General features: G+C 48.6%; 13 protein-coding genes and 1 riboswitch. Of the genes, 10 read left to right on the top strand and 3 right to left on the bottom strand.

Annotated elements, in window-relative coordinates:
• Position 1 precedes the first annotated feature (1 nt).
• From ACUUHJ_RS29710 to ACUUHJ_RS29690, 5 genes are read left to right on the top strand one after another with little or no spacing between them, the layout of a single operon-like run.
• Positions 2 to 1,069 carry an ABC transporter ATP-binding protein gene (locus ACUUHJ_RS29710; protein ID WP_173610381.1) on the top strand — a complete coding sequence of 356 codons (1,068 nt, stop codon included), beginning with the start codon at positions 2 to 4 and terminating at the stop codon, positions 1,067 to 1,069.
• Complete coding sequence (locus ACUUHJ_RS29705) at positions 1,069 to 2,025, top strand: carbohydrate ABC transporter permease (protein ID WP_173610382.1); 957 nt, start codon at positions 1,069 to 1,071, stop codon at positions 2,023 to 2,025. Before ACUUHJ_RS29710 ends, ACUUHJ_RS29705 begins: the two co-directional genes overlap by 1 nt.
• Positions 2,026 to 2,051: 26 nt before the next feature.
• Positions 2,052 to 2,879, top strand: a complete 828-nt coding sequence (locus ACUUHJ_RS29700) for a carbohydrate ABC transporter permease (RefSeq protein ID WP_173610383.1) — start codon at positions 2,052 to 2,054, stop codon at positions 2,877 to 2,879.
• Between the two features lie 32 nt (positions 2,880 to 2,911).
• On the top strand, positions 2,912 to 4,240 hold the full coding sequence (locus tag ACUUHJ_RS29695; RefSeq protein ID WP_472300799.1) for an ABC transporter substrate-binding protein: 1,329 nt from the start codon (positions 2,912 to 2,914) through the stop codon (positions 4,238 to 4,240).
• Positions 4,241 to 4,270: 30 nt separating this feature from the next.
• The gene (locus ACUUHJ_RS29690) at positions 4,271 to 4,990 is read left to right on the top strand and encodes a glycerophosphodiester phosphodiesterase (RefSeq protein WP_173610385.1); all 720 of its coding nucleotides are present in this window, start codon (positions 4,271 to 4,273) and stop codon (positions 4,988 to 4,990) included.
• 60 nt (positions 4,991 to 5,050) lie between these two features.
• Here the strand turns inward: ACUUHJ_RS29690 and ACUUHJ_RS29685 are convergent, their stop codons facing one another.
• Together ACUUHJ_RS29685 and ggt are read right to left on the bottom strand one after the other, a co-directional pair.
• Positions 5,051 to 7,039, bottom strand: a complete 1,989-nt coding sequence (locus ACUUHJ_RS29685; RefSeq protein ID WP_472300798.1) for a methyl-accepting chemotaxis protein — start codon at positions 7,037 to 7,039, stop codon at positions 5,051 to 5,053.
• 79 nt (positions 7,040 to 7,118) lie between these two features.
• Complete coding sequence (gene ggt / locus ACUUHJ_RS29680; RefSeq protein WP_472300797.1) at positions 7,119 to 8,837, bottom strand: gamma-glutamyltransferase; 1,719 nt, start codon at positions 8,835 to 8,837, stop codon at positions 7,119 to 7,121.
• 182 nt (positions 8,838 to 9,019) lie between these two features.
• Positions 9,020 to 9,108: riboswitch (cyclic di-GMP riboswitch) on the bottom strand.
• Positions 9,109 to 9,348: 240 nt separating this feature from the next.
• Here ggt and ACUUHJ_RS29675 point away from each other — a divergent pair.
• From ACUUHJ_RS29675 to ACUUHJ_RS29660, 4 genes are all read left to right on the top strand, one after another.
• On the top strand, positions 9,349 to 9,966 hold the full coding sequence (locus ACUUHJ_RS29675; RefSeq protein WP_172139289.1) for an SET domain-containing protein: 618 nt from the start codon (positions 9,349 to 9,351) through the stop codon (positions 9,964 to 9,966).
• Between the two features lie 79 nt (positions 9,967 to 10,045).
• On the top strand, positions 10,046 to 11,713 hold the full coding sequence (locus tag ACUUHJ_RS29670; RefSeq protein ID WP_289675007.1) for a glutamine--tRNA ligase/YqeY domain fusion protein: 1,668 nt from the start codon (positions 10,046 to 10,048) through the stop codon (positions 11,711 to 11,713).
• A 121-nt stretch (positions 11,714 to 11,834) separates the two neighbouring features.
• Complete coding sequence (locus ACUUHJ_RS29665; RefSeq protein ID WP_016740112.1) at positions 11,835 to 13,169, top strand: APC family permease; 1,335 nt, start codon at positions 11,835 to 11,837, stop codon at positions 13,167 to 13,169.
• A gap of 581 nt (positions 13,170 to 13,750) precedes the next feature.
• The gene (locus tag ACUUHJ_RS29660; protein ID WP_472300796.1) at positions 13,751 to 14,599 is read left to right on the top strand and encodes an alpha/beta fold hydrolase; all 849 of its coding nucleotides are present in this window, start codon (positions 13,751 to 13,753) and stop codon (positions 14,597 to 14,599) included.
• A gap of 37 nt (positions 14,600 to 14,636) precedes the next feature.
• On the opposite strand, the gene ACUUHJ_RS29655 is transcribed toward ACUUHJ_RS29660, so the two are convergent.
• On the bottom strand, positions 14,637 to 15,332 hold the full coding sequence (locus ACUUHJ_RS29655; RefSeq protein ID WP_472300795.1) for a hypothetical protein: 696 nt from the start codon (positions 15,330 to 15,332) through the stop codon (positions 14,637 to 14,639).
• Positions 15,333 to 15,487: 155 nt separating this feature from the next.
• Between ACUUHJ_RS29655 and ACUUHJ_RS29650 the strand changes: the two genes are divergently transcribed.
• A complete protein-coding gene (locus ACUUHJ_RS29650; protein ID WP_436406341.1) occupies positions 15,488 to 16,228 on the top strand; it encodes a gluconate 2-dehydrogenase subunit 3 family protein in 741 nt (246 codons plus the stop codon).
• Positions 16,229 to 16,242: the final 14 nt, after the last annotated feature.

Raw genomic sequence — 16,242 nt, 5'->3', positions numbered from 1 at the left:
GATGGCACGTGTGGTGTTGGAGCAGGTAACGAAAGCCTTTCAGAATCAAAGCGTGGTCAAAGGATTGGATTTGGTCATTCCAGACGGCTCCTTTACGGTTCTGGTAGGTCCGTCCGGCTGTGGGAAATCAACCACACTCAGGATGATCGCTGGCTTGGAAACAGTGACGGACGGCAAAATCATAATCGGTGATCAAACGGTGAACCAATTGCCACCTGGCAAGCGTGATATTGCGATGGTTTTTCAAAATTACGCCCTCTACCCCACGATGAATGTGTACGACAATATCGCCTATGGATTGAGAAACCGAGGAACGTCGAAAAAGGAATGTCAGGTGCTGGTAGAGGAGATCGCGGAAATCGTCGGGCTATCCGATTATCTCAAGCGCAAGCCATCTCAGCTCTCCGGAGGTCAAAGGCAACGTGTCGCACTCGCGCGGGCCATGGTGAAAAAGCCAAAGGTCTTCCTGATGGACGAACCCCTCTCCAATCTCGATGCGAAGCTGCGAAATCAGATGCGTGTGGAGTTGACGAGCCTGCACAAGCAGCTCGGCAGCACCTTCATCTACGTGACACATGATCAGGTAGAGGCGATGACTATGGGCGATCAGATCGTCGTCATGAATGACGGACACATTATGCAAGTAGCGAGCCCGATGGATTTGTATCAGGAGCCGGAAAATCTGTTTGTTGCCCAATTTATCGGTTCTCCGCCGATGAACATTGTTTCTGCGGAGGGCAAGAGTGAACACGTATGGGGATTCCGCCCGGAAAAAGCAGTGCTGTTGCCTGCTGCTGTCCCAGCCATCACGAGCGAAGAGATGTGGAACACACGCGGTCAGGTCGTATCCAGGGAAATTCTCGGCTCAGACACGCTCCTTCACGTGGAGACGGAAAAAGGCAGGGTCATCGTCAAAGCGGACTCGGAGGTAGCGATGCAGGTCGGCTCCTCGGTCACGGTTACTGTACCGTGGGAATACATCTATGTGTTTGAAAAAGGGAGCGGAAAACGAGTGGGTCGCATGAGTGGACGAGTGCCTGTATCGACACGCGCAGGAGGGGATAGCTGATGCGAAAAGCGGCAACTGTACAGGAGTTGCCGGGTGTAAGCCAGTCGAAAAAAGAAGTGCGTTCACAGGCATTTGCATGGTCTGACCTCGCATCCCGGCTGCGTCCGTACTTGTATCTGGCACCCGCATTGATTTGCTTTGCCCTGTTCTTCTTTTACCCGATTGGCTCGATCATTTATTTGAGCTTTCAGGACTGGTCATTGATCAATCTGGAGCAAATGGAATGGGTAGGCTTGCAAAACTATCAGGACTTGATGAAGGACGGAGATTTTCATCAAGTATTGGGAAATACCGCGGTCTTTACCATTGCGACAGTGGGGGTCGGCTTGACGCTATCTTTCTTGCTTGCCCTATGGCTGAACAAAAAGGCAAAGGTGTACGGCATTATTCAGGCGACTGTTTTCAGTCCTCACATCATTTCGCTGGTATCCGTCTCGATGCTGTGGATGTGGCTGATGGACCCGCAGTTTGGCCTCTTGAACGCAGGACTGGAAGCGGTCGGACTGCCTGCGTATACATGGCTGACTGATCCGAAAAGCTCCTTGCTGTCACTGATTATCGTCAGCATTTGGAAAGGTGTCGGCTATAACACGCTCATTTTCATTGCAGGCTTGCAAAGCATTCCGGGCGATATATACGAGGCAGCAGCGCTCGATCAATCGCCGTGGTGGCGGACGCTGAGACGGATTACGATACCGATGCTGTCACCGACGATTTTCTTTTTGCTCATTATCAATACGATCTCATCCTTCCAAGCGTTCGACACGATTGCCATTATGACACAGGGTGGTCCAATCAATAGTACGAACATGCTTGTCTACTACATTTACGAGCAAGGAATGGACTTCTACAATGGCGGGATTGCTTCGGCCGCCTCTGTCATTTTGCTGATACTGGTAGGGATTTTAACAGCTTTGCATTTCCTGGTGATGTCCAAGCGCGTGCATTATCGCTGATGAACTCATGAGAAAGGAGGAGGAGCATGTATCGAGTGGTTTTGGCTTCACGCAAGACCGTGGAATGGATTGGGCTTTTGGTTGTGGCTTTCCTGTTTGTGTTCCCGTTTCTGTGGATGGCATCGACGGCTTTCAAAACGATGCCGGAGGTCCGGCAATTTCCCCCGACGCTTTTGCCTGAGACGTGGGAGTGGAGCAACTTCGCTCAAGCGTGGGAATCAGGTCCGTTCCTTATGTTTACGTGGAACAGCATTCTGGTTGCAGTAGGGATTTTGATCCTGCAATTTTTGACGGCGGTGCCTGCGGCTTACGCTTTTGCACGCTACAAGTTTCCCGGTCGCAATCTGTTGTTTGGTCTTGTCTTGATTGTTTTGATGATTCCGGGACAAGTCATCTTTTTGCCGATCTACGTGCAATTGAGCGGCTGGGGACTCGTCAACACGCTGTGGTCGCTGATCCTGCCGTACGCAGCCAGTGCTTTCGGAATCTTCCTGCTCAGGCAAGCATTCATGCAGGTGCCCGATGAAGTGATCGAGGCAGCACGTCTGGATAACGCGTCCGAATGGAAAATCATGTGGACGATCATGGTGCCGATGGCGAAGCCAGTGCTGGTCACTTTCGGACTATTCAGCTTTATTTACCACTGGAACGACTATTTCTGGCCGCTGATTATGACCAACAGCGACGAGGTGCGCACCTTGCCGATCGGAATATCCAGCTTGCACATGTCCGACGGCGGAACCTTGTGGAACGTCATGATGGCGGGCAACATGATTCTCATTCTACCGATTCTCGTGATTTTCTTCGTGGCACAACGGCATATTATCAAAGCGTTCATCTATCAATCCAAATAATAAAAGAGAGCTCTTAGGGAGGAAATCAAAACATGTTTTCATTGAAAAAGACTGGAACGATTCTATGTGCATTGACTATCGGTTTGTCAGGAGTATTGGCTGGATGCGGATCATCTAGTAAAGAACAGTCTGCTAGTACAGGTAGCACTTCTCAGCCTGCAGCGTCTACAGCATCCAGTGGCCCTGTCCAAATTGATTTCTGGTATGCGTTGGGTGGCGTTCGTGGGAAAACCATCGAGGATATGGTCAAAAAATTCAATGAAACACATAAAGATATTATCGTCAAGCCAGCCTACCAAGGGGCGTATCAAGAGAACCACTCCAAAGTACTGGCATCTGTAGCAGCGGGCAACAATCCGGATGTCACGATGGTCGAGATCGCTTCGATCGCGGCATTTGCGGATGCAAAGGTTTTGGAAGATTTGACACCTTACTCCCAAGGGGATGAAAAGAAGTACATTCCAGGTCTCATGAAAAACTCTTATTGGAATGACAAACTGTACGCAGTACCATTTAACCGCTCCACTCCACTGCTGTACATCAACCGCGATATGTTAAAAGAAGCAGGACTTGATTCGAACGGTCCGAAAACATGGGATGAGTTGGTCAGCTTCTCGCAAAAGCTGAGCAAAAAAGAAGGAGACAAAATTACCCGGTACGGCTTCTCGACACCTGTTGATATCTGGTTCTACGAAGCGCTTGTTTTCCAAGGCGGGGGCAACATTCTGAGTGAGAACGGCAAAGAGCTGACGATCAACAACGAAGCAGGAAAAGCACCACTTGAGCTCTGGTCCAAAATGGTGAAGGAAGGCATCATGAAAAACCCTCCAGGAGAAAATTACAATGCGTGGGATGTAGCGGAGCAAGACTTCTTGAATCAAAAAGTAGGCATGATTTTTACATCGACAGGCTCCTTGACGGAATTGAAGAAAAATGCCAAATTTGACATGGGTGCAGCCTTCCTTCCGGCCAATAAAAACTTTGGTACGCCAACGGGCGGTGCGAATCTTGTGATGCTGGCGAAGTCGACCGATGCAGAGAAAAAAGCAGCGTGGGAGTTCATGAAGTGGATGACCGATACTGAGCAGACAGTTCCGTGGTCAATTGCTTCCGGTTATATGCCTGTCACGACAGAAGCAATTGATTCGGCTGAAATGAAGGCATTCTATGAAAAAGATCCAAACTTCAAGGTCGCGGTAGATCAGCTCCAATACGGCTATCCTCGTCCAATGGCTCCAGGCTACAAAGAATTGCAGGATGTGATTCAAAAAGAACTGCAGCGTGCGATGCTTGGTCAAGCGACTGTAGATGAAGCGATGCAGACGGCGACGGAAAAAGGCAGCAAGCTTTTGAAAAAATAATAGAAACAAAATGATAGAGGAGCTGGCGAAATGAACATTTGTATGGCACATCGCGGGTGGTCAGGCAAAGCCCCGGAGAATACAATGACAGCGATTCGACTGGCTTTGGCAGAGCCAGCTATCAAAGCAATGGAAATTGATGTTCAATTGACGCGTGACGGTGTTCCGGTGCTGATTCATGACTTTACGCTGGAGCGCACGACCAATGGCCGCGGTCTGGTCATGGATCATACCTTGGCAGAGCTGCGTGAGCTGGATGCAGGGAGCTGGTTTGGCGACAAGTTTGCGGGCGAGCGAATCCCTACACTAGAGGAAGTGCTGATTGCAGTAAAAGGTCGCTGCATGTTAAATATCGAGTTGAAAGCAACAAGTGACATGTACCCGGGTATCGCGGAAAAGGTGCTCGCGCTTGTAGAAAAGCATGGAATGAAGCAAGAGGTGTGCCTGACTTCATTTGACCACGATTTGATTCGTCACGTTCGCACGCTCGATCAAGAAGTGCAGACAGGCCTGATTGTATATGGTCGCCCTGTACTCATGCTGGAACAGATGGAGGCAGCAGGTGCTACGATCCTCTCCATGGGTTATCCGTTCCTGAATAGAGAGCTAGCAGTAGCTGCTATTGAAAAAGGTTTCAAAGTCATCGCGTGGACGCTGGATGATCCGAAGCATATCCGCGAAGTTATTTCGTGGCATCCTCAGGTTCAAATTTGCACGAACCATCCTGACCGGATGTGGGAGTTTGTGTAAGCACAAGCAGGAAAGAGCCGCCGAGCAATTTGCAAGGCGGCATTCTTTTTTGTTGTTGGACTAAATTTTGAATTTGCTTACATGAGATTGCAGTTCTTCGGCTATTCTTGCCAAAGAAGTAGATGATGAACTGACTTCTTCCATAGCTGCCAGCTGTTCTTCTGTGGCGGCCGATACGCTTTGTGTTCCGTCAGCAGAATTCTCCGCTACTTCTTCAATGACACTAACCAACTCTACCACCTGTTTGGTGCCAAAAGACATTTGCTCAGAATAAGCCTTTACTTCTTGAATTTGGCTTGCCACCTGCGTGACAGCATCTTGGATCTGTTCGAAGGACTTGCCTGCATTGTTAACGACCGTAAGTCCAGTGGCGACCTCTTTGGTGCCTTGTTCCATCGAAAGGACAGCCTGGTTTGATTCGAGCTGAATCGTCGTAATCAACAGTTTAATCTGTTGAGCGGATTCCGCGGACTGCTCAGCCAATTTACGCACTTCGTCTGCTACAACGGCGAAACCGCGCCCCTGTTCACCAGCTCTCGCCGCTTCAATCGCTGCGTTTAGCGCTAACAGATTTGTTTGTTCAGCTATGGCGGTGATGACTTGAACGATTTGTCCGATTTCCTGCGAGCTGTTTCCTAATCGTTTGACGATATCGGCAATGTTGCCAACAGTGTTCTCGATCGATTGCATCTGGCTGATAACGACTTGAAGGGCCTGATTGCCTTCCACTGCAATTTGGGAAGCGCCCAAAGCTGATTCGGCAGCTTGCTGTGCATTCGTGGCAACCTGCTGAGCTCCTGTCGATACGCCTTGAATTGCGGTGACACTTTCCTCTACACTCTTCACTTGTTTTTCCGCACCGTAAGCTACTTCCTGAATCGTTATGGCGATTTGCTCGGTAGCCTTGCTCGTATGGTCAGCGTTGACCGACAATTCCTCTGCGGAAGAAGCAAGATCTGAAGCTGTATCATTCACTTGTTGAATAATCGTTCGCAGGTTGAGCACCATTGTGTTTACTGATTGGGATAACTGTCCAACCTCATCCTTGGTTCGAATTTGCAAGGGTTGTACAGTCAGTTCACCCTCGGAAATGCGGTTAGCCACGGAGGCAACTGCCGCAATAGGGCGTGAGATTTGCCGGGAAACAGCGTAGGCGATTGCGGTCACGACAGCAACTACAACGATGACAATGATCCTGACCATGGTGGTAACGGATGAAACCGCAGACGTTATAGATTCAACAGGGATATGCAGATATAAACCAAAGTTGGTCTTGGGAATGGGGGAGTAGGTGACAACGTATTCCTTGCCATTGTCCGAGTAGCTGTATGAGCCCTTTTCTGTTTTTCCTGATTGAAGGATTTCCATTAATGGCTGCGGCAGAGCGGATTCCGCAAGCGGTTTTCCGATCAGATCCTGGGTAGGGTGGTACTGAATTTGGTTCTTGTTATCAACGAGAATTGGATAACCATCGTTGCCTACTTTCAAATCTTTGAGAAAGGTAGCTGTGAAGTCATCTACATTGACGAGCCCGGTCAAGACACCAAGCTTCTCGTTGTTTTTCCCTTTTACAGGGGAAGCGACGATGATAGAGCGATTGCCGGTTGTCTTCGCAATAAGAACATCGGAGAAGCTGGGCTTGTCCTGCATACCGTCTTTGAAGAATTGGCGCTCGCCAAGATTGATTCCAACGCTTTTGGGGAACGTATCAGCCGTTACTTTTCCATCGCTTGCGATAAACGTATTTCCGTCATACAGCTTCATTTCCTCGGTAAACTTGCGAATAAATTCATTTTTTGCTGCTGCATCATCGGATTGAATATCCGAGGTGCGGGCTAAAATTTGAATTTCTGTCATACGCCGGTCCAGATATTGATCCATCGCTATGGCTGTACTGGAAGTAAGGTCAACATAGGATGATTTTTGTTTATCAATCAGAATGGATGAAAAGCTGTTCGTGATAAACAAAGAAACGGCAGTAAGTGGAATGACAGCCACGATGAGAAACCAAAAAATCATTTTGTTCCTGAGTTTGTTGAACAAAAACATAGGTTTGTCCACTCCTAATCCGTGAATGCGAAATAGAAACAGTCAGACTGCTGAGTCATCTCAGCAGTCTGACAAAATATTAATAGCCCATTGCTGCGCCTTCACCGCGAGGGTCAGCACCGCCAAATTTTACATTGGTTTGCGGATCAATCAGGATTGCGCCAGACTGTCCCATCGCATCGGTATAGGCTGCTTCCAGCTTTTCGACTGGATGCCCACGTTTAATGAGCTCGTCCAGGACTTCTTGAGGGATGCGGCTTTCCACCTTGAGATTGTTGGAAGCAGATCCCCAGTTGCGTCCATGCAGCCATCTTGGCGCTTCGATTGCGTCTTGCACGCTGAAGCCAAAGTCGACGATGCGTGTGACGAGAGCGGCTTGCGTTTGTGGCTGTCCTTCTCCCCCTTGTGTTCCGTAAAGAAGATAAGGCTTGTCCCCTTTAAAGAGCATAGCTGGGTTAATGGTGTGGAAGGTGCGTTTTCCTGGTTCCAAGTGATTGATGTGTTTGGAATCCAGAGAGAAATAGCTTCCGCGGTTTTGCAAAAGGACACCCGTATCTTTCGCTACGATGCCGGAACCCCAGTCAAAGTAGTGACTCTGAATGATGGACACGGCATTTCCATCTTTGTCGACGATCCCGAACCAGGTTGTATCGCCTTTTGGATCAAGCGGTTCTACAGATTTGGCTGCTTGCTTCATATCAATGCGCGCTGCTAAATCTTTCCCGTGCTGCTTGGACAACAGCTCATCCACAGGGATATCCGCAAAGGCAGGGTCAGTCAGCCATTTGTCGCGGTCAGCAAAAGCCTGTTTGGTAGCTTCCACAATCGTGTGGTAGTAATCGGGTGTTCCTTCACCCATGCTTTTGAGGTCAAAGTTGTTCAAAACATTAAGAATAGAGAGTGATGCCATGCCTTGGGAGTTAGGCGGAACGTTATACGCTTTGTAACCGCGGTAGTCTACCGTAATGGGATCTGCCCAAGTGGAGGTATGCTTCTCAAAATCTTTCAACGTGAGCAATCCGCCGTTGGCTTTCATGTCTGCTACGATTTTTTTAGCAACTTCTCCTTTATAAAAACCGTCAGCGCCTTTTTTCGCAATGATTCGCAAAGTATTGGCAAGATCCTTTTGTTTGAGAATTTCGCCTGCTGCATAAGGATCGCCGTTGGGCTTCAGGAATGTTTTGCGGAAGCCATCAAAACGTTGAAGATTCTTCAAGTCATTGTCAGTTGGATCTGTCGCATATTTTGTCCAATATACTTGATTGGGGGAGACGGGATATCCGTTCTCGGCGTAGCCAATGGCAGGCTCCAGCAGTCTGTTCCATTGAAGCTTATTATTGCCCATGCTTTTATGGGCGTAGTTGTACGCTTCCCACCAGCCGGAGACGACACCAGGGACAGTGTTTGCTGATTCATAACCGCGGGACGGGATTTTTTCGTAGCCTTTACCTTTGTAATAGTCGATGGTTGCCTTTTCGCCTGCGCGACCACTGCCGTTCAGCGCCTTCAGCTCTTTTGTTTTGGCATTGTAGATAAGCCAGAAGTTATCTCCGCCAATGGTTGTGTAATGAGGATAGACAACAGCTAAGGTGGAAGCGGCTGTAATAGCAGCATCTACTGCATTTCCACCGTCTTCCAATGTTTTCAGGGCCGCAGCCGTAGCCAGATAGTGAGGAGTCGTCACCATTGCGTTCGGTGACATCGATGTTGGACGGTTAGCAGCTTGTGCTCCAGAGAATGTTGTTACCCCGATGACAGCAGTCAGCGCGACGGTCGAGAGTTTCTTCCAGAATGACATTCCTATGAAACCTCCTTCATGATGAAAAGAATAATGATTCATTAAACCGGCTATCCGCTGTTGCCTCACCTCCTTTAAAAGTTAAAAATACACAAACATACAAAAGTAGACAAAAATAGACATTATGAGCGCAAAAAAAAGACCAATGATATAGGATCATTGGTCGCGTCCTACATCAATACTTCGGTAGCTGGCAAGCGTGTCCGCTGTTGCGGAGGTAGCCCCTGTAGCTTTGCGTCGCCGGATTTCCCCGGGTATGCCGTTTCGATATCAATGGGTGAAGCATAAATTGACACATATACTGATTCGATCGTTGTGGGAAAATGTTCCTAAAACTCCGTTTGCCAATAATATAGACTATTTACCATTTGTGGTAAATAAGAAAAATATTTTAATCCGGAAAAATAGTTAGGAATGCTATGTATTTTTCGAAAGATATTCACACACCTCCTGGGGCAAAGCTGCTTATGATGATAAAAAGGCACATTTGCCAAGGAGTGAAACAAAGACCATGATGCATCCCGATACGGAATTGCGCTATATCAACGATGAGATCGGGTACGGTGTGTTTGCGACAAGGTTTATCCCAAAAGGAACGATTGTATGGGCACAGGATGATTTGGACCAAGTATTGGACCCTGCATTTGTGGAAAGACTTGACTCATTACGAAAACAGGACGTACAAAAATATTCGTTTAAGAACCAGTTCGGAAAGTACATTCTTTGTTGGGATAAGGCAAGGTACGTAAACCACAGCTTTCATGCGAATTGTGTGCCGACCATGTATGATATGGAATTGGCTGCACGGGATGTTTTTCCGGGCGAAGAGCTGACTGATGATTATGGAACGTTAAATTTGGATGAACCTTTTGAGTGTTTGCCCGAGTCCGACACGGACCGCTCCCGTGTAATGCCCGATGATTTGCTTCGGTATTACCCGCAGTGGGATCGGATTGCAGCGGAAGCATTCCAACGGTTCAATCATGTTGAACAGCCTTTGCTGCATCTGATTCCCCCGAAGCATCTCGAAACGATTCGTGGGATCACGGAGCAGCGCTTAGCCATTGATTCTGTCATTCACCTGTATTGCAGGTCACAATGGCAAACGGGGCAGCAATGGGAGACGTGAGCGGGTCGGTCAACGACCCGATTTTGTTGAACTCTGGGTAGAGAATCAGTATTATGGAATGTAAAGGTGAAGTGAAAGGTTGATTTCATTGGAAAACAAGGTAGCGGCATCCAATTTTATCCGCAATATCATGATTGATGACTTGCAAGAGGGCAAAGTAAAGGAAATCATTACCCGCTTTCCCCCAGAACCGAACGGGTATCTCCATATTGGACATGCAAAAGCGATCTGCCTCAACTTTGAGTTGGCACGAGAATTCTCCGGCAAGGCCAACCTTCGTTTTGACGATACCAACCCGGTGAAGGAAGACATCGAATACGTAGAGGCTATCAAAAGGGACGTTCAATGGCTTGGCTTCGAGTGGGACGGGCTGTTTTTTGCATCTGATTACTTTGAAGAGATGTATAACCGTGCGGTGCTGTTGATTAAAAAAGGTCTGGCTTACGTAGACGATCTGTCTCCAGAAGACATGCGTAAAATGCGTGGAACATGGACAGAGCCAGGCACAGATAGTCCGTTCCGCAGCCGGTCTGTGGAGGAAAACCTGGACCTGTTTGCACGTATGCGCCAAGGGGAATTCAAGGACGGGGAAAAGGTGCTGCGTGCGAAAATCGATATGGCTTCGCAGAACTTCAACATGCGTGATCCGGTTCTGTATCGAATCTCCCATGCAACGCATCACAACACGGGCGACAAATGGTGTATTTATCCGATGTACGACTTCGCTCATCCGTTGGAGGATGCCATTGAGGGCGTGACACACTCCTTGTGCTCGCTGGAATTCGAAGATCATCGCCCGTTGTACGACTGGGTAGTCCGCGAGTGCGAAATGGAGAAGGTACCACACCAGTACGAATTTGCTCGCTTGAACCTGACGAACACTGTGATGAGTAAACGCAAGCTGAAACAGCTAGTCGATGAGAATGTGGTAGACGGCTGGGATGACCCGCGCATGCCAACCATCGCAGGTTTCCGTCGTCGCGGCTATACACCGGAAGCGATTCGTACATTCGCTCGTGAAGTAGGGGTAGCGCGCGCGAACAGCACCGTTGACGAGAAAATGCTGGAGTATTTCATCCGTGAGGACCTGAAGCTGAAGGCACCACGTACGATGGCTGTATTGAATCCGTTGAAGGTCGTCATCACGAACTATCCGGAAGGACAAGTCGAGATGCTTGAAGCGGAGATCAATCCAGAGAACCCAGAGATGGGCAATCGTCAAATTCCGTTCTCCCGCGAAATCTACATTGAGCAGGACGACTTCATGGAAAACCCGCCGAGCAAGTATTTCCGCCTGTTCCCGGGAAATGAAGTACGTCTCAAGCACGCGTACTTCATTAAATGCAATGACTTCGTGAAGGATGCAGATGGCAACGTGATCGAGATCCATTGCACGTATGACGCTGAGACGAAGAGCGGCAGCGGTTTTACAGGTCGCAAGGTAAAAGGTACGATTCACTGGGTGGATGCGACCAATGCGGTTCCTGCTGAATTCCGTTTGTACGAACCATTGATTATGGATGATGAAGACGCAGAGGGTACTTTCCTCGACAACGTTAACCCGAATTCGTTGGAAGTGCTGCAAGGCTATGTGGAGCCAAATATGAAAGAAACCAAGCCTCAAGACAAGTATCAATTTTTCCGCCATGGCTATTTCAATGTCGATCCAAAGCATACGACAGATGATAAGCTCGTATTCAACCGGATTGTATCGTTGAAGAGTTCCTTTGAACTGCCAAAAGCATAGGAAATACTCATGTAAATCAAGCGCTGCTGTGCATGGAGAACCCGTGTGCAGCGGCGCTTTTTTCTTTCGTGATTATAAATTGGCGTGTATAATTATTCTGTTACAAAAAGGGGGACAGGCAGTGAACGGGAGAGCAGAACTAACACGTAGTTTGAAGTTGCGGCATATTGTCGTAATTGGACTGGGCTACATGGCCCCGATGGCCGTTTTTGACACCTTTGGCATTGTTTCTGGAGAAACGGGGGGGCACGTTCCTGCTGCTTATGCAGTCACACTTCTTGCAATCCTGTTTACGGCGGCAAGCTACGGAAAGATGGTACGGCTATTCCCATCAGCAGGGACCGCGTATACGTATACGCAGCAAACGATCCATCCGTATGCCGGATTTCTAGTAGGTTGGGCGTCCTTGCTGGATTATTTGTTTTTACCGATGATTAACGCTTTGTTGACAGGGGTTTACCTGTCATCCGTGTTTCCTGATGTATCGACTGTATGGTGGATTATAGGATTCATTGTACTGGTGACGGGGTTAAACGTATTTCGCGTAACAGTAACCGCATCCGTCAACTCGATTTTGGTGCTGTTTCAAGTCGTGGTCGTCGTGCTGTTTGCGGGATTGGCAATCCGTGGTCTTATGCAAGGTGACGGGCTTGGGCAAGTATTCAACCTGCGACCATTTTTGTCACCGGATATGTCTGTCATTGCACTGCTTTCCGGTGCATCGATTCTTTGTTTTTCCTTCCTTGGCTTTGATGCAGTGACAACACTCACGGAGGAAACCGTCGATGCGAAAAAGACGATTCCACGCGGGATTATGCTCGTAGCACTCGCGGGAGGAGCACTATTTATTACGGCCTCTTATTTCATGCAATCATTATTTCCTGATGTTTCGGTATTATCTGATCCAGAAGCTGCTTCAGCGGAGATTGCGTTGTTCATCGGCGGAACCATTTTTCAATTGGTGTTTTTGGCCGCCGCCTTGTCCTCAACGCTCGCTTCCGGGCTTGTATCCGTCACGAGTGTCACTCGTTTGCTGTACGCAATGGGCAGGGACGGATTTTTGCCGAAGCGCTGGTTCGGTTATGTACATCCGAAGCTGAGAACGCCCGTGCTTAACGTTTTGTTGGTAGGAGCGTTGATGCTGTTTGCTTTGTACATGGATTTGCTAACCGCCACGTCCTTCATTAACTTTGGCGCACTGATCGCCTTTAGCTTTGTAAACATCAGCGTAATGGCGTACTATTTCCGCAAACAAAAGAACAAACATATCAAGGATTGGTGGGGCTTCGTGTTGTCACCGCTCATCGGGACAACGTTCATCGCCTTTTTGTGGGTCAACCTGGAAGCAACGTCCATGATGCTGGGCTTGCTATGGAGCTCTGTCGGCCTGATCTATTTGTTATATTTGGTGAAGGTCAAGAAAACCAATTTGGAAATGATGAAGTTTGAGGAGTAGAGGGGCTGTAGTGGGGAAGAAGTGGATTTCCAGTCTACGCTTCGGCCTCCGCCCCGCGAGGGGATTGACTGTCCGCTCCGAAATAAATGGCGGGAGCGCTTCAAAAGTAGAGTTCCGAGGATGTATTCGCAGAGGTTGAAGCTGAAAACCCCCGCCATTTATTCCTACACTAGGCCGGGCTCCAGAGGCGCTAAGACTGGAAATCCACTTCTTCTCACGTGGCTTTGGTTATCATTTTTGAAAGTGAATTCAGGAGGGAGAACAACGATCCTCTCTCTTTTTTATTCATCCAGATTCACCCCAATTAAAGTATGAGGACAACAAGCAGCTCGCAGAGGAAACAGGAGAAAACAGCGAAGATCTTAGGGACACCGACCGAGACGCAATGCAAAAAGCGAAACACGCCCTTAAGCGTCCACCTCTGAAACACATCCTGAACCGACCACTTTGGACGCGGTTTCGCTTTTTGCATGGAGTCGGGCAGTCAATCCCCCAGGGGGTGGCCCTAGAAGCTGAGCGTTTTCTCCTGTTTCCTCCCCACCACTACAGCCAGAACAAAGAGCAGTAAGGAGGCAAGCAAAATGAACGTAGCATTGTTCGCGCAAGTCAATCGTTTGGAGGTAGAAGGAGGCACGCTAGAGTACGGCGTAACAGGAAAACCACAAGCACCTGCCCTGCTGCTTTTGCATGGCATTCGCAACACCAAGCTACTGTTTGCGCCCATCTTGCCAGCATTGGCAGAGCGATATCGGGTGATTGCGGTAGATATCCGAGGTCACGGGAATTCCGTGAGCCATGGCTCCTTTTCATTTGAGCGGATCGTAACGGATTTGATTCAACTTTTGGAGAAAGAACGGCTCGAACAAGTAACGATTGTCGCAGCGTCCTTTTCAGCTGTACCTGCCCAGATGCTTGCGATTCGCGAGCCCAAGCGCGTAGCTTCGCTCGTTTTATTGGATGGAGGCTATTATTCCTTGGGAGAAGTTCCTGGATTCGATCGGGAGAAGGTTGTCGAACGGCTAGCTACCACGCGTTTTTCTTCCGTAGAGGAGGCAGAAAGGCAGTTCTCTGAGCGGTATGGTTCGAGCGTGATGCCAGAGGGGTGGATGCGAGAGGAGCTTGTGAAAAAGGAAGACGGAAGCTACGGATACCGTTTGCCGAGGGAGGCGTTTTCCGCTTACTTCCAAGAGTACAGCATTCATAGCCAACCGGAATTGTTCCAACAGCTAACATGCCCCGTGCTATTACTCCTGGCTGACGACAGCTTATTTTCAAAAGAAGAGCAGCAGTTTCATCGACAGGCAGTTGCCACCTATCAAGGAATGGTGAAGCAGGCCAAGGTGAAAATGATACCGAAGGCACAGCATTTGCTAATGGTGACGCATCCTCAAGAGACCGTGAACGAAATCCATCATTTTTTATCGAAATAAGGAAGGGACAAGCGATTGCTTGTCCCTTTATCTTTGTTTACCGCTTCGCTTCACGAATGAGCACGTTCAACTGTTCAGCCATGGCCTGCTGATTCTTCTGATCCTTCATTTGTTTTTTTACCGTTTCTAGCGCTTTGATGCCTTTTTTTGAGTTCACGACCTTCACGGGTGTATCTGTCCCATAGATACGTTCGATTTGGGAGCGTGCTTGTGCGAAAGTGCTCTGATGATCGCTTGTACCCAATGTCCCTGGGGTTCCGCTCCCTGATTTTGTACGGGTAGCATCATGCCCGCGACTGGAGCTTCCGGAGTAATTGCTGATGAGATGGGACTGCATCGGATCCATTTGATTGATCGATTGTGTATTGGCAGTAGAAGGAGCCAAGTAGACGGCATCGTTCACAATCAACGCCTGGATACCGTGTACGCCTGCTGCCTTCAGTTGGGCTTCCAGCTTTGTGGAAGGACCACCTGTGTGAAGGTGTGAGCTGCCCATAGAGCTGTAGAGAGCATTACCCATTCCGCTATACGTATGGCCGTGCGCGTTTGTCGTGAATTTTTTATCGCGATCCACGCTTGGAATAACCGTTGCGCCTTTTGGGGCTTGCGTTGTGGACTGTGTGCGTGCTGGTGTATGTGGCTTCGTAGGTGGAGCGGCTTGATTCATACAAGCTGTCAGTAAAAGTACAGTCCCTAAACCTGCGGTACCAACCCATTTGTGGAAGTGCTTCATCAAGATCCCTCCAAGTCATCCTACCTATGTAAAGCTATCTTTTGTTCGCTGCATGAAGTTATGAGTGGAGCTTGTTGGAAAAATTTCTGTGGTCACGATTATCTTGGGGAAAAAATGCACAAACCAAAGGAAGGAAATCACTGGAGGTGGTAGATTTGGCAGATTCAAACAACGTGAAGGAGCAGCCAGTATCCCGAAGGAACTTCTTGAAAAACTCTGGCTTGGTGCTCGGTAGCTTGGTCGTGGGTGGCGTGGCAGGGAGCTTGCTCCGCAAACCGGAACCTCAAGCACAGCCAGCAGCACCGCCCCCTGCGGCCGATTACAATCAGGCGCTCATGTTTTTTACACCTGAGCAATTCAAGGTGGCGGATGCCGCTTGCGAGCGCATATTTCCTGAAGATGAGCTAGGTCCGGGGGCGAAGGCACTTGGTGCAGCTTATTTCATTGACCACCAGCTAGCGGGTGATTGGGGCTTTAATGCTCGGGATTACATGCAAGCGCCCTTTTATCCGGGTGAAATTACACAGGGCTATCAAGGTAGGTTAAAACGCAGGGAAATATTCGATATCGGCCTTCAAGAGATGAACAACTATAGCAACAGTACCCACGGAAAGCGGTTTTACGAACTCCCACCAGAACAGCAGGACGCTGTTTTAAAGGCTTTTGAATCCGATGAAGTAAAATTGACGACCATTTCGGCGAGCACTTTTTTCAATATGCTGCGGGCCAGTACGATCGAAGGTGTTTATGCAGACCCTCTATACGGAGGCAATAAAAATATGGACGGCTGGAAAATGAAGAATTTCCCAGGTAATCAGATGGCGTATACACAGCTGATCGATAAGCCTGAGTTTGTGAAGATGGCTCCCTTAAGCTTGCGGGATCATCAACATTAGGGAGGACTGTACAT

The organism is Brevibacillus schisleri, from assembly GCF_055685845.1.
This window is presented reverse-complemented; position numbering and strand designations above follow the sequence as displayed.